The sequence below is a fragment of the Arthrobacter sp. AG1021 genome (assembly GCF_003633665.1).
Lineage (GTDB): Bacteria > Actinomycetota > Actinomycetes > Actinomycetales > Micrococcaceae > Glutamicibacter > Glutamicibacter soli.
On record NZ_RBLB01000007.1, the window covers coordinates 412052 to 426225 of the forward strand.

General features: G+C 66.6%; 10 protein-coding genes. 5 read left to right on the forward strand and 5 right to left on the reverse strand.

Annotated features, from left to right (window positions below):
• Positions 1-38 precede the first annotated feature (38 nt).
• Genes DFO58_RS07385 through DFO58_RS18750 form a run of 3 tightly spaced genes read right to left on the reverse strand, consistent with a single transcriptional unit; the run spans position 39 to position 6486 of the window.
• On the reverse strand, positions 39-2486 hold the full coding sequence (locus tag DFO58_RS07385; RefSeq protein ID WP_120989959.1) for a DUF5719 family protein: 2448 nt from the start codon (positions 2484-2486) through the stop codon (positions 39-41).
• Complete coding sequence (locus tag DFO58_RS07390) at positions 2483-6016, reverse strand: glycosyltransferase family 2 protein (RefSeq protein WP_120989961.1); 3534 nt, start codon at positions 6014-6016, stop codon at positions 2483-2485. The genes DFO58_RS07385 and DFO58_RS07390 overlap by 4 nt, the downstream gene beginning before the upstream one ends.
• Positions 5962-6486 (reverse strand): WhiB family transcriptional regulator, encoded by a 525-nt coding sequence (locus DFO58_RS18750; protein WP_082123812.1) that lies wholly within the window; start codon positions 6484-6486, stop codon positions 5962-5964. Before DFO58_RS18750 ends, DFO58_RS07390 begins: the two co-directional genes overlap by 55 nt.
• A gap of 287 nt (positions 6487-6773) precedes the next feature.
• On the opposite strand from DFO58_RS18750, the gene DFO58_RS07400 reads away from it, so the two are divergent.
• Positions 6774-7499 (forward strand): TIGR03089 family protein, encoded by a 726-nt coding sequence (locus DFO58_RS07400; protein ID WP_146955898.1) that lies wholly within the window; start codon positions 6774-6776, stop codon positions 7497-7499.
• A 9-nt stretch (positions 7500-7508) separates the two neighbouring features.
• On the opposite strand, the gene DFO58_RS07405 is transcribed toward DFO58_RS07400, so the two are convergent.
• The gene (locus DFO58_RS07405; protein WP_047118455.1) at positions 7509-8102 is read right to left on the reverse strand and encodes a GtrA family protein; all 594 of its coding nucleotides are present in this window, start codon (positions 8100-8102) and stop codon (positions 7509-7511) included.
• Between the two features lie 234 nt (positions 8103-8336).
• Between DFO58_RS07405 and DFO58_RS07410 the strand changes: the two genes are divergently transcribed.
• The 4 genes from DFO58_RS07410 to manA all read left to right on the forward strand — a co-directional run bounded on the left by DFO58_RS07410 (position 8337) and on the right by manA (position 13019).
• Positions 8337-9497 carry a 5-(carboxyamino)imidazole ribonucleotide synthase gene (locus DFO58_RS07410; protein ID WP_053797510.1) on the forward strand — a complete coding sequence of 387 codons (1161 nt, stop codon included), beginning with the start codon at positions 8337-8339 and terminating at the stop codon, positions 9495-9497.
• Positions 9498-9573: 76 nt separating this feature from the next.
• Positions 9574-10104, forward strand: coding sequence for a 5-(carboxyamino)imidazole ribonucleotide mutase (purE, locus tag DFO58_RS07415; protein WP_053797509.1), 531 nt, complete (start codon positions 9574-9576; stop codon positions 10102-10104).
• 18 nt (positions 10105-10122) lie between these two features.
• On the forward strand, positions 10123-11745 hold the full coding sequence (locus DFO58_RS07420; protein WP_047118452.1) for an LCP family protein: 1623 nt from the start codon (positions 10123-10125) through the stop codon (positions 11743-11745).
• 65 nt (positions 11746-11810) lie between these two features.
• On the forward strand, positions 11811-13019 hold the full coding sequence (manA, locus tag DFO58_RS07425) for a mannose-6-phosphate isomerase, class I (RefSeq protein ID WP_120989963.1): 1209 nt from the start codon (positions 11811-11813) through the stop codon (positions 13017-13019).
• A 104-nt stretch (positions 13020-13123) separates the two neighbouring features.
• On the opposite strand, the gene glpX is transcribed toward manA, so the two are convergent.
• Positions 13124-14158, reverse strand: coding sequence for a class II fructose-bisphosphatase (gene glpX / locus DFO58_RS07430; RefSeq protein WP_047118450.1), 1035 nt, complete (start codon positions 14156-14158; stop codon positions 13124-13126).
• Between the last annotated feature and the right edge of the window lie 16 nt (positions 14159-14174).

Genomic DNA, 14174 nt, shown 5'->3' on the forward strand with positions numbered 1-14174 from the left:
GTTGCCGGTTCCAGGCCCTGTGCTGCAGGAGGGGAATCTCATCCCCCGACGTTGACCACGATGCCTTCGCGCCCGGCGTTCGCCGCCGGCATGGAGGCCCAGCCGATGGACTGCTCGGATCCCAGGATCACCTGGCCGATATAGGCGTTGGCGTCCGAGGAGAAGATCACCGCTTGGGCGTCTTCGCTGGTTTCGCGCGGATCGAAGACCGTGCTCGTCCCGGCCTTGATGTTCAGCTTCTGCGTCTTCTGCAGCTTGCCGTCCTTGGCGACGACCACCGCGTCAATCGAGGAATCGGCGTCAGTCGCGGCAATCACGAACTTCCCGGTGCCGTTGGCGGACAACGGCATGACCTGGTTGCCTGCCAGCGGGTTGGAGCTGACCGCCCATGCGGTGTCCGAGGCGTCCTTCGGGTCGGCGCCGCGCACCATCTTCACGGAGGCAGTGACCGGGGCGTCGGCCTCGACCACCAGGGTGTAGTAGCCGCCGGCCAGCTGGTCCAGGTTCTGGACCGAGGTCGCGTTGGAGGACGCGGCCAGGTTCCGCTCGAAGCTTGCCGCCACCTCGCCGCCGGCGCCCAGCACCTTCACCTTGTAGCCGGCGCCCTGCGCGCCCGCCGCGGCGACGTGCAGCTGCGGAACCAGGGACTTGTTGTCCTTGGACAGCTTGGCGGAGTTGTTCTTGTTGTCGATCCACACCCCCGGAATCACCTGGGTGTTGGAAGCCGAGGCGTTCCCGGCGACCAGGTCCACACCCGAAGGCGTGAGTCCGCGCAGCGCTGCCTGCTGGACATATCCGGTCACCTTGCCGCCGGTGCTGGTCACGGTGGCGGCCACCGCCGAAAGGTCCTGGGCGTAGCCGCCGAGCACGATGGCCCGCTGCTCGCCCGGGGCGATCACCACATTCTGCAGCGTCGAGGTGTCGATCGGCCCCTCGGGGCCGCGCAGGTCCACTGCCACTTGGGCCGAGGTGCTGGTCGGGTTGGCCAGGTGCAGCACCGAGGTGGACCCGGTGGTGGTCTGCAGCCCGGTGAAGCGCCAGGTCGACGCAGGCACCTGGCAGCTCGCCGCGGCCAGGCCGGCGAGGTCGCCGTCCTTGGCCTGGTAGCTGCGCAGGGTGCTGCCGATGGAGGGCAGCTGGCCCAGCGGCTGCACCTCGAAGAGCTGCTTGCCGTCGGCGTTGTTCACGGTGCTGACCTTGGCCGAGCGTCCGGTCAGGCCCTGGTCGTCAGCGCTGCGCGACTCGGAAGCCTCTGCGTCGTCGATGCGTTCGGTCAGGGTCTGCCGGGAACTGCCGCCCAGGGCGGAGAACGTGGAGCCCGGGATGCGCTTGGCCAGGTCGGAGATCACGACGCTGCGCAGGTTGCTGGAGATTTCCTTGGCGCCCGGCGCGAACTGCGGATCGGTCCCGTCCACGCCCTTGAGCAGCTGCGGGGTCGAGGCGCAGACGCTCAACGCGTCGCCGGCCGGCAGGCTGGTCACCGCGGCCGGAAGGGTGGTGGTGTCAGGGCTCGGGGCCAGCAGCGAGCCCGCCGCGACCAGTCCACCCGAGGCGAGCACCGCGGCCAGGCTCAGCAGCACCGCGCCGGTCTTCCGGCGGGTCGGTGAATGCTCGGCATCCCGCGCGGCGGCCGCGCGGGCGCGTTCGAGCTTCTCGCGGCGGCGTGCGGCCTTGGGGCTTTCCTGCGGCTTCTGTGCCGTCTCAGGTGCTTCCGACGTGTCGGCCTGTTCTGCGGATGTTGTGGAGCCCTTGGTTTTCTTGGACGCCGTCGGCGCTGCCTCGGCGGCCTTGGCCTCGGCCGCTTTCCCGGCCTCGGGTGCTGGCTTGTTCGGGGACGCCGGTTGCACCGCGGCAGCAGCAGCGGCGGCAGAAGTGGTCGACGGCGCGGGCGAAGTGCCGTTCTTCTGCGGTGCGCTGGCTGCGGCATCGGCCGAAGGCTCCGGGAGCGAGCCGGCGTCGGCCTTGTCCTGTGCGGGGACCTCTGTTGCGGGCCTCTGGGCGGCGTCATCAACGGACGGCACCGCAGAAGACTTCGCTGCCGGGGCAGGGGCCGCAGGTTCTGCCGGTGCGTCGGGAATCTTGGCTTCGGCAGACCGTGAATCGGCGTCCGGAACAGCCGGAGCGGCCGTGCTGGCTGCTTCGGGCTTGGCCGGTTCCGTTGGCGCGGGTTCGCTCTTCTTCGATTTCGCGGCCTTGGCCTGTGCCTTGGCATCAGCCTTGGCTTGGATCTGCGCTTCTTTCTCGCGCACCTTGGCCAGCTTGGCATCGACCTTAGCCTTGGCCTTGGCGGCCTTCAGCTCGGCTTTGGTGACGGCGGCCGATACCGGGGCCGCGGCAGGCACCGCGGAGGGAACCGCCTGGGGCTGCGCCGGCTGCGGCTGCGCGGATTGCGTGGACCCGGATCCAGTCTGAGTTTCGGGCTGGCCCGCAGGCACCTGGGGTTCGGCGGAGGAACCCTGGGTGTTCTCGTTGTTCTGGTCGCTCACTGGTTCTTCTCCTGCTCCGGCTCATCGTCCGAAATGCGGTCGCTGAGCTTCGGGGTCAAGTTTTCACGAATCTGGCTGGCCTGGGCGCGTGCCTCGCGGCGGCTGCGCGGACGGCCGGCCTCTTGAACCTGGCTGGCTCCGGGCTGCGCGGCGGCGAGCACCTGCTCGCCGTCGGCGACTTCCTGGGGATCGCGTTGGGTTTCGCGGATCCGGTAGGAGTCGTTTCGGTAGTTGGCCAGGCGGCGGGTGCTCGGCGCCGGGATCGCCAGCAGGACGGTGATCAGCAGGACCAGGCCGCTGAGGACCAGCATCGGCACGGCCAGCGGTTCGCGGTGGCTGAGCGCCAGGGTTCCGCCGGAGGCCGGGACCTCGTAGGCCTGGGCCCAGCGGGGCTGCGAGTCCTCCGGGTAGGACACCGTGCGCAGCGCCTGCCCGTCGATCGAAGCGCGCAGCTTCGGGTCGGCGGCGGTGGCCAGCACCAGGGTCCGGGCGGAATCGGAGGCGGGAATCTGGACGTTCTGGATCTTGGCCCGGTTGCTCGGCAGCACCGTGACGGTGCCGTCTTCCGCGACCAGTCGTGCGAAGCCCGCGCCCCGGGCGGCCTCGGTGGTGGAATAGTCCACGCGCCACAGCCAACCGCTGTCGGTCTGGCCCACGGAGGCAAGGCCCGTGGCGGAGTCCAGCAGGCGGACGGTCGAGGAGACCGCTTCGCCGGTTTCGTTCAGCACCACGTAGCCGACACCCAAATCGCGCAGCTGCTCGCGGGCGTCCAGCCCGGATTCGGACAGCAGCATGGCCACCGCTTCACGCTGCACGGCATCCACGGCGGGCTTTTCGTTGCGTTCAGGGTCCAGCAGCGAACCGGTCAGCGTGGATACCTGCGAATAGCGGCTGAGCGTATCCAGGCTTTCGCCGTTGCCGGAGACCACGATGCTGTCGATTTCCCCGGACGACCGGGGCTTGAGCACCAGGGTGCGTTCGTGGAAATCGGAGCGGCCTGCGTCGGAGGCGGTGGCAGGGATGGTGCGTTCCTGCGAGGAGCCGACCTGCTGGGGCGCGTTCAGCGCGGTGAGCGTGCCATCCGGGTTGGCCGGATTCAGCTGGGCGCCGAGCAGCACCGCACCGCTGGCGAGGATCGCCACGGTGGACAGCGCCGCCATGAAGCCCAGCGCCGGGCGTCCGCCGGGCAGCCGCAGGGCGCGCGGAAGGTCTTCGCGGCGCAGCGCGGCGCTGGCATTGGCCGCGGCCGCCAGCAGCGCGAAGGACGCCATGGAGACGAACGGGCCGGTGTAGGCGCTGACGGTGGTGTGCGAATCCAGCCCCACGGGGATGAATCCGACGGCCCATCCGGCGGCCAGCGACAGGGCCGCGCCCCATAGCAGGCGGCGCGAATTGCGGCGCATGGTGGCGCTCGCGCTGGCGGAGCTGCTCAGCGTGCCGAAAACCGCCAGCAGCACCAGCGGGGCGCCGACCAGCAACGCGGCGACCAGGGCCCACGGGCCCTCGGGCAGGAAACCCCAGCCCACCGGGGTGGCCGCGGCGTCGAAGGATTCGGGGAAGCCCAGCGCCATCTGCCACAGCGAGGCCGGGGAGAACGCGCTAAGCGCTCCCGGCTCGGTGAACAGCAGACGCGGGGTGCCCAGCGCGGAGATCAATAGCGGCAGGTTCCAGATCAGTGCGGGAACCGGGATCCACCACAGGGTGCGCGAGCGGTGCGGGGAAACCAAGGCCAGCACGTAGACCAGCACCGTTGCGCTCAGGAAGAAGGCCATGGAGCCGGCGGAGATGACCCACAGGATCAGCGCGGCGCAGGCCGAAGCGGTCCACGCCGAGGTGGTGCGCTGCTTGGCATCGCGCACGCCTTGGCTTTCGGGGGCCACCTGGGAATCCATGGCTCGCAGCACCGAGAGGAAGAGCAGCGGCAGCATCAGGTGCACCAGCACCGAGCCGACCCGGCCCGAGGCCAGGGAGGAAACCAGCGACGGGGACAAGGCCCAGAGCAGCGCGGCGATGAAGCGCACGGCGCGCGAACGGCTCAGCGCTCCCACACCCCACCAGGCGGACAGCGCCGCCAACGGCATGGCGGCGAAGTACAGGTAGACCGAGGCCTGGTTCGCGTGGTCCAGGGTCAGCAGGGAGAAGAACCAGAACAGCGAATCGCTGTTGTCCGGGGCGGCGCTCAGGCCGGTGGCGGTGTTCTGCCACCAGGAGGACGCGTTGGCGCCGATCTCGCCCAGGGTCTGGGAGAACGGCCGGGCCGCGCCTCCGGACAGCGCGCCGGCGCCGAAGAGCGTACGCCAGGCCACCAGCGAGGCGGCGGCGGCGAGCAGCAGCGCGAAGACCAGGGAGAGCACCGCGGTGGTGCGCGGCGGCCGGGCGATGGAGACGAAATCCGAGAAATTGTCGCCGCTGGGTTCCAGCGCGCCCTCGGAGCCGCTGCCGTCGCCAAAGACCTGCGAGTCCTCGCGGCCGGTGTTCAGGTTGCGGCGGTATTCGCGCACTTCCGAACCCGACACCATCAGCTTGCGCACCTGGCGGCGCGGCACGGTGCGGATCTGCTTGACGTTGCGGCGCGAGGCGCCGAGCTTCACCGGGGAGAACAGCCCGCGCAGGGTCGAGCCCAGGTGGCTGAAGCCGTGGCCCGGGTCCTTGGCCAGCAGCGAGACCAGGAAATGGCCGATGCCGCCGAGCAGGATGCCGATCCAGACGAACGGCAGGCCGGGGCCGGAGGCGTACTTCAGCCGCTGGAAGACCTCGGCGCGCTTGGCTTCGCGCGGGCCGGCCAGCGTTTCGACGATCTCCACCTGGTGGTAGATCTTCGCTTCGGGCACCACGATCACGCGGTGGCCGGCCAGCCGGTTGCGCCAGCAGATGTCGACGTCGTCGCCGCGGCCCGGCAGCGCCAGGTCGAAGCCGCCGAGCTGCTCGAAGATGTCGCGCCGGATGAACATGCCGGCGGAGGACACGGCGAAGTAGTCGCTGCGTCCGTCGTACTGCCCCTGGTCGACTTCGTCGGTGTCGATCATGGTCAGCCGCTGGGCCTTGCGGTCGACGCTCAGGCCCACCTCCACCAGGTGGCGGGGGTTGTCGATGTCCAGCAGCTTGCAGCCGGCAATGGTGACCGACTCGGAGGCTTCAACCGTGCGGGTCAGGAATTCAAGCGCGTCGGGAGCCGGCATCGAGTCGTCGTGGATGATCCACAGCCATTCGTCGCGGTCCTCGCGCGCCTGCGGCAGCTCGGCGACCGCGGTGTCCAGGGACAGGCCGAGCGATCCTTCATCCGCGACGACCAAGGCCGCGTTCGACGGCAGGTTCGCCTTCAGGACTTCCAAGGAGCCGTCGGTGGACGATGCGTCAACACCGATGAAACGTTCAATGGGCCGGGACTGGTTTCGCAGCGCGGCTAAAGTGCGTGGTAAAAAGTCAGCGCCATCGTGCGTAGCAACGATGGCGGTGACATGAATTGGCGGGCGAATTAGATTGCTCGTTTCCGTAGACGGCGGCGTTCGCGCTCCGAGAGCCCTCCCCAAATGCCGAAGCGCTCATCATTGCTCAACGCGTATTCCAAACATTCCGAACGTACAACACATGCCCCGCAAACTCTTTTAGCATCGCGGGTCGAGCCGCCCTTTTCAGGGAAGAACGCCTCAGGATCGGTCTGCGCGCACAGGGCGCGGGCCTGCCAGCCAAGTTCGCCTTCATCCACTTCCCCGCCGACGCCCAGCCATACGGCCTTGATCGCTTCGCGGGTTTCGTCGTCTTCATCCAGTTCCGGGGCCCACGAACCTGCCGAGGGAATCTCCTCGACGGTTTCAGCGGTCTCGTGGTCCTTCAGGAAGTTGTCAGCGGCTGACTCCAGGTCCGCCGCGACAGCAAGGCGTGCGAACTCTCCGGCTTGCGGATCGACAAACCAATCCGACGGTGCGTCTTCGAGCCCGTATTGGGCGGACGCAACAGCCGAGGTCGAAAATTCGGAGTACCCCTGCTCCAGCTTCGCCATGGTGATGTTGACCTTTCACGTTGGTTTGAGAAGATCGGGGCATCCTAGCGCCCGATCCATTCGGCTTCATTTATTCCATCGAAATATCGAAAATGATGGTGCGAGCCGAACTCACCATCTAATTACATCTTTGTAACTAAGCCTGAGTCAAGCGGGGAAGGTATTCTAAGAACACTTCCCAGCAAACTCTCGGCACAACACGCCGTCTAAACGGGCAGATCAACCGGGCGAGTCGCAACTTGCCTGAATTCCCGGCGAATTCTCAGTTAAGAAGATTAAAGGTACAGGTGAGTTTCAACTTGATTTCCGGCACTTTCGTGGAAAACCTCCTGGCGCCCCACCGGGCTTCGGCTTCGCCGTGGCTCACCTGGTACGGAGCCAGCGGAGAACGTATTGAATTATCGGGACGGGTGTTCGACAACTGGGTGGCGAAAAGCGCGAACCTGCTGGCCGACTCCTTCGACCTCGAAGAAGACCAGGTGGTCGTGGTCGACCTGCCGACGCATTGGAAGTCGCTGGTGCTGGCCTTGGCCTCGCTGCACCACGGGGCGACCCTGGTAGCTCCCTCGCATGAGCGCGCTGCCGAAGCCGTCCTGTGGGTCACCGCCACCCCGACCGACCCAGGCATTCCCGCGTCCTGCGAAATCCTGGCCGTCGACCCCGCAGCGCTCGCACTATCCTTCGGCGGCGATTTGGGACCGGTGGCCGAGGACTTCAACGCTTCGGTCCGCTCCTTTGGAGACCAGTTCTTCCCGTCCTCCGTATCCGGCGCGGCGACCGCGATTGCCGGCGACGAACACCGCATCGACCTGGAGACCCTGTTCGCCACCTCGGCCGAAGCCAAGGGAACCATCCTGGTGCGGGCCGGCCTGCCGGTTCTGGAATTCCTTCCCTACGCCATTGCGCAGTGGGCCGCAGGGGACGCCCTGGTGTTGCTGGAGGACGGGGTGGAAGCGACCGAGCGGTTGCGCGAAGGCGAGCGCATCACCGCCGACTACTCTCCCGAGGCCTGATCCAGCCAGCTAGTTGACCACGGTGGGAACGCTCCCGGTGTCCGCGGGATCCGAATCCCCGGACCTCGCGGCGCCGGTTGCCGGCTTCGCACCGCCCGGCGCCTGGTGCGTGGATGGTGCGAGCAGGTCGTGGTCGTGGGCGAACTGCTCTTCCTGGTCCATTTCGGCTCCGAAGACCCAGAAGCGGTAGGCGAAGAAGCGGAAGATGGTGCCGAGCACCAGGCCCACCACCGAACCGGCGATGAACAGGCTCGTCGGGTCGGTCAGGCCGATCCAGTATTTGGTCACCCAGACGCAGGCGGCCGCGATGCCCAGGCCGATCGCGTTCATGATCAGGAACATCACCAGCTCGCGCACCACATTGGCCTGGCGGCGGTGGCGGAAGGTCCAGAAGCGGTTCGCCAGCCAGGAGAACAGCGTGGCCACCACGCCGGCAATGATCTTCGCCTTCACCTGGGAATCGCTCATGGGGCCGTGGAGCAGCCAGACGTAAATGCCGGAGTCGATGATGAACGCGACGCCGCCGACCACACCAAACTTGGCCACCTCGCGCCAGAGCAGCGAAATGAGTCCGGTGATTTTCAGTCTGATGCGCTCGAACATTTTCCTCCAGCCAGCCCTGCACCGCGTCGCAGCCAGCGTCCTCGCGGCACTGGCTGCTCGGTGTCCCCGGGGCGATCTGCCCCGCAGGTTATGTATTAACCGTCGCCCTCGGCGGCAAGCGCAGAGACGACATCCCGCCATTTTAGCGAGAATTCCTGATAGTTGGCCGGACAAAGCGAGTCATCCGGCTTCCCCCATTCAAGGCATCCACCGCTGGTTCGCTAATCTAGTAGGGTGAGCTTTCCAAAAATTGGTGTAATTGGTGGCGGGCAGCTAGCCCGAATGATGGCCCCTGAGGCCCTGAACCTTGGTTTTGAACTTCATGTCCTGGCCGAAGGCCCGGACGTCTCGGCCGCACGCAGCGTCCCGGATGCACCGGTGGGCGACTACAAGGACCTGCAGACCCTGCGCGAATTCGCCCAGGGCAAGGACGTGGTGACGTTCGACCACGAGCACGTTCCCAACGAGTTCCTCACCACCTTGATCAACGAGGGCGTCAACATCCAGCCGCGACCGGCGGCGCTGATCCATGCCCAGGACAAGCTGGTCATGCGCGAAGCCATTGAAAAGCTCGGACTGCCCAACCCGGCCTGGGCCAAGGTCGACTCGGTCGACGAGCTGGTCGCCTTCGGCGACAAGATCGGCTGGCCAATCGTGCTGAAGACCCCGCGCGGCGGCTACGACGGCAAGGGTGTGCGCATCCTGGATGACGCCGGCGAGGCCCGCGATTCGGCCGACTGGTTCGAGAACGGCCCGCTGCTGGCCGAGGACAAGGTCGATTTCTCCCGCGAGCTGTCCGCCATGGTGGCCCGCACCCCGTCGGGACAGGCCAAGGCCTGGCCGGTGGTCCACACCATCCAGGTCGACGGCGTCTGCGACGAAGTCATCGCCCCGGCCCAGGACATTTCCGAGCACACCGCCCGCACCGCGGCCAACGCCGCGCTGCGCATCGCCGAGGAATTCGGCGTCACCGGCGTGATGGCCGCCGAGCTATTCGAGACCCCCGGCGTCGGCGCCGGCTTCGTGATCAACGAGCTGGCCATGCGGCCGCACAACACCGGCCACTGGACCATGAACGGTTCGGTCACCAGCCAGTTCGAGCAGCACCTGCGCGCGGTGCTCGACCTGCCGCTGGGCGAAACCCGTGAATTGGGTGTCACCGTCATGAAGAACTACCTGGGCGGCGCCAACCAGGACCTGTACTCGGCGTTCGCCGCGGCCCTGGCCGCCGCGCCCGAGGTCAAGGTGCATGCCTACGGCAAGTCGGTGCGCCCGGGCCGCAAGATCGGCCACGTGAACGTGGTGGCAAACGCCGGGCAAAGCGTAGATGAACTTCGCCAGCGCGCCGACCTCGTTGCCGCGTTGATCCGCGACGGCGTGCCCGCCACCGCCTAGCCTGTTACCTAGAGCGCTGCCGCTCCCCCTGCGGGGGCGGCAGCGTTTGACCACCTGACCCAAGGAAAATTTCGTTATGACTGAAGCACCTCTTGTCGGCCTCGTAATGGGCTCGGATTCGGACTGGCCGGTCATGCGCCTGGCCGCCCAGGCCCTGGCCGAATTCGGCATTCCCTTCGAAGCGGACGTCGTCTCGGCCCACCGCATGCCGACCGAAATGATCGATTACGGCAAGCAGGCCCACGAACGCGGCCTGCGCGTGATCATCGCCGGAGCCGGCGGCGCCGCCCACCTTCCGGGCATGCTTGCATCAGTTACACCGCTTCCTGTCATCGGAGTACCAGTTCCGCTGGCTAAGCTGGATGGAATGGACTCCCTGCTGTCCATCGTGCAGATGCCGGCGGGGGTCCCCGTGGCAACTGTTTCGATCGGCGGAGCCCGCAATGCCGGACTGCTCGCAGTGCGCATGCTTGCGTCGGGAACCGACGAGCTGGCCGAGTCGTTACAGGTAAAGTTGCTTCAGTTCGCTGAATCTCTGCGCGATTCCGCCCATGCCAAGGGCGCATCGCTGCGTGAAGAAGTCGCGAACGAGAATTTCGCCTCCTAGGGAAAGTCATATAAGTACATGGGTTCTGCCAGTCACCGCGCTCCAAATCCGTTGCGCAATCCGGAGAGCATCAGCTCGCCGCAGCGCAGCAAACGCGCCCTGATCCTGGTCATTCTGACCATTTTCTTCCCGGGCAGCGCCCAGCTGATTGCGGGCAACCGCAAGCTGGGACGCATTGCAGTGTCTGTCACCATGCTGTGCTGGCTGGCCGTCATCGGCCTGGCGGCCCTGTACTTCATCAACAGGTCGGTCATCCTCGGATGGGTGGCCCACCCGAACTTCCAGATGGTGCTGGTTATCGTGTTGGGCACCCTGGCGGTGCTCTGGTTGATCATGTTCATCAACACCCTGGTGATCATCAAGCCGAAGATCCTCGCCCCGGGCATGCGCGTGATCGTAACGGTCTTCACCCTGGCGGCAGTGGTCGCCACCAGCGGCCTGTTCATCTACGGCGCGTCGCTGGTCAACACCGGACGCCAGACCATTGAAAAGGTCTTCGAAGCTGGACCGGCCTTCGAGCCGGTGAACGGACGATACAACATCGCGGTGTTCGGCGCCGACTCCGGCGACAACCGCGAGGGCGTGCGCACCGACTCGGTCGCCCTGCTGTCCGTCGACGCGAAGACCGGCAAGACCCTGCTGATCTCCATGCCGCGCAACTTCCAGGGCGCCCGCTTCGCGGACGACTCGCCTATGAAGAAGGCCTGGCCCGACGGCTACAACTGCGGCAACGAATGCCTGTTCAACGCCATCTACCGCGACGCCGAGGACAACCACGCCGATTTGTTCCCCGATTCGGTGAAGAACGTCGGCGCCCAGGCGGCCATGGATGCCCTGGAGGGCACCACCGGCCTCGCGGTCCAGGGCTACGTCATGGTCGACATGGCCGGCTTCTCCCAGTTCGTCGACGCGCTGGGCGGGGTCACCATCGATTCGGGCGGCTGGGTGCCGTACAACGGCAAGAAGTGGGAAGGCACCAACCTGCGCACCCACTGGTTCGCCCCGGGAGTGCAGACGTTCAACGGCAAGCAGGCGCTCTGGTTCGCCCGCTCTCGCGACTTCACCGACGACTACCACCGCATCAAGCGCCAGCAGTGCCTGCAGCAGGCGATCATCAAGCAGTTCACCCCGCAGACCATCCTGACCAACTTCACCAGCATCATGTCCGCCGGCGAGCAGCTGGTGGAAACCAATATTCCCGCCAGCCAGCTGGGCTCCTTCGTATCGCTGGCCGAGAAGGTGTCCTCCACCCCGTTCGCCCGACTGACCCTGGGCGCCCCGGACTTCCCGCGCTCATTCTCCACCTACCCGAAGTTCGACCAAATCCAGGAGCGCATCCAGTCGATCATCGACAAGCAGAACGCCCCGAAGAAGGAAAAAAAGAAGACCGAGGAGTCCGCGAAGACCGAAGAGTCCAAGAAGACCACCGAGGCCTCGCAGGCTCCGGAGCAGTCCGAGGCTCCCGAGGATGCAACCGACGTGAACAACGCCCCGAAGCTCTCCAACGGAGAGCAGGAGGAGTTCACGCAGCCCGACGGCAGCCCGATCACCGAGGAATACCTGGTGCAGCTGGAGCTGATGGGGTACACGACCCGCATCGCCCAGATTGCCGCGAACAACGACGAATGCTCGGTGCCGTAAACGGTTAAGACCCCCCGACCGACTGGCAATCCACATCCGTTTGTGAAAGGCGAAGGCTACAAGACGTGTTCGAACTGAACAACACGATTAGGGACTACCACTGGGGATCTGACAGCCAGATCACCGACTTGTTGGGGCTGGAAAATACGACAAGCCCGCAGGCCGAGCTCTGGCTCGGCGCCCACCCGGGATGCCCGAGCCGGGTGGCCGGCACCGGGCAGGGGCTGGACTCACTCATCGCACACGACCCCGCGGCCATGCTGGGCGCGGATGTCGCCAAGCGCTTCGGCCGGCTGCCGTTTTTGTTCAAGGTGCTTTCGGCGGCCCAGCCGCTGTCCATCCAGGTGCATCCGACCCTGCAGCAGGCCAAGACCCGCTACGCCCTGGAAAACGCCGCAGGCAAGGCGCTGGATGCCGCCGACCGGAACTACCGGGACGACAACCACAAGCCGGAAATGCTCTACGCGCTGACCGATTTCACCGCGCTGTCCGGATTCCGCCGGCCCGAGGAAATCCTCGCGGATCTGGAGCTGCTGGGCCCGGCCCTGGCCGATGAGGCACGCAGCGCCATCGCCCAGTTGTCCGGCCTGCTGCGCGGCGAGGATCCGCTGGCCGCGGCGCTGGAGTTCGTGCTGGCCCGCCCGGGCGGGGTCGCCCCGGTGGTGCAGCAGATCTGCGCAACCATCCAGGCCAGCCCGGAACTTCGCGAACGCGAGCATATCGCGCAACTGGTGGAGATCAACGAAATCTACCCGGGAGATGCCGGGGTGCTGGTGGCGCTGCTGCTGAACCTGGTTGTCCTCGAACCCGGCCAGGCCATCAGCCTGGCCGCCGGCAACGTGCACGCCTACCTGCGCGGGCTGGGCATCGAGGTCATGGCCAACTCGGACAACGTGCTGCGCGGCGGCCTGACCAGCAAGCACATCGACGTCCCGGAGCTGCTGGACGTGAGCATCGCCCAGCCTTCGGCTCCCCCGCTGCTCGCCCCGCAGGCGCTGGGCACCTCCAGCCTGCTGTACCAGCCGGAATTCGACGAGTTCCAGCTCCAGGTGATCAGCGGTGCCGGGGACCCGCTCCCGCAGCCGCTGGACCTGCACGGGGCCGGCATCCTGCTGTGCACCCAGGGCGAGTTCAGCGTGCGCGGAACGCAGGGCGAACAGCTGCTGCGCCGGGGCGACTCGGTCTTCCTGTCCGCCGCGGAGCTTCCCGCCACCGCCACCTGCCTGACTCCGGGCTCCGGATGGCTGTTCGCGGCCAGCGCGCAGCGCTGCTAGGCAGGCACCCGCCGCCACGCCATTAAACGCATCGAGCCGCAGACTTCCACGGAAGTCTGCGGCTCGATGCGATTCCGGCCAGCTGTTCTGCGACCGTCAGGGGCCTAGCGGGTGTAAGCGTCCCACTTGTCCTGCTTGTGCTCGCCTTCGACGAAGCGGATGGTGCCGGACTTGGCGCGCATCACGATCGACTGGGTGTGGATGCGGTTGTTCTTGTAGCGGACGCCGCGCAGCAGATCGCCATCGGTGATGCCGGTGGCTGCGAAGTAGCAGTTGTCGGAGGTGACCAGGTCGTTGGTGGTCAGCACGCGGCCCAGTTCGTGGCCCGCGTCGAGAGCCTTCTGCTTCTCTGCCTCGTCGGTTGGCCACAGGCGGCCCTGGATCACGCCGCCCAGCGCCTTGATGGCGCAGGCGGTCACGATGCCCTCCGGGGTGCCGCCGATGCCCATCAGCGCATCCACGCCGGTGCCCTCGCGGGTCGCGGCGATGGCTCCGGCCACGTCGCCGTCCAGGATCAGTTTGGTGCGCGCGCCGGCTTCGCGGATTTCCTCGATCAGGTCGGCGTGGCGTGGGCGGTCCAGCACGGTCACGGTGACCTGGCTGATCTTCTTGCCCTTGGCCTTGGCGATCAGGTGCAGGTTCTGCTTCACCGGCAGTCGCAGGTCAACCAGCTCGGCGGCTTCCGGGCCGGTCACCAGCTTCTCCATGTAGAAGACTGCCGACGGGTCGAACATGCTGCCGCGGTCGGCCACTGCCAGCACGGACAGGGCGTTGTTCAGGCCCAGGGCGGTCAGGCGGGTGCCGTCGATCGGGTCGACTGCCACATCGCACTCGGCGCCTGAGCCGTTGCCGACCTGTTCGCCATTGAAGAGCATGGGGGCTTCGTCTTTTTCGCCTTCGCCGATCACCACGACGCCGTTGAAGTTCACGGTGGACAGCAGGCCGCGCATCGCATCCACTGCAGCACCGTCAGCGGCGTTCTTGTCACCGAATCCAACCCATGGCGAGGAGGCGATAGCCGCCGCCTCCGTGGCACGGACAAGTTCCAATGCCAGGTTACGGTCCGGCTCCGCGTCGGTTACCGACAGTCGCGAAGATAGGTGGGCGTAGTTGTTCTTTTCGGTCACGAAAGATCCCATCACTGAGTCGTAGTCA

Bases quoted from the DNA above. Each gene is read 5' to 3' on its own strand.
- DFO58_RS18750 (WP_082123812.1), bottom strand. From the start codon at position 6,486: ATGGCGAAGCTGGAGCAGGGGTACTCCGAATTTTCGACCTCGGCTGTT.
- DFO58_RS07405 (WP_047118455.1), bottom strand. From the start codon at position 8,102: ATGTTCGAGCGCATCAGACTGAAAATCACCGGACTCATTTCGCTGCTC.
- purE (WP_053797509.1), top strand. From the start codon at position 9,574: ATGACTGAAGCACCTCTTGTCGGCCTCGTAATGGGCTCGGATTCGGAC.
- DFO58_RS07420 (WP_047118452.1), top strand. From the start codon at position 10,123: ATGGGTTCTGCCAGTCACCGCGCTCCAAATCCGTTGCGCAATCCGGAG.
- glpX (WP_047118450.1), bottom strand. From the start codon at position 14,158: ATGGGATCTTTCGTGACCGAAAAGAACAACTACGCCCACCTATCTTCG.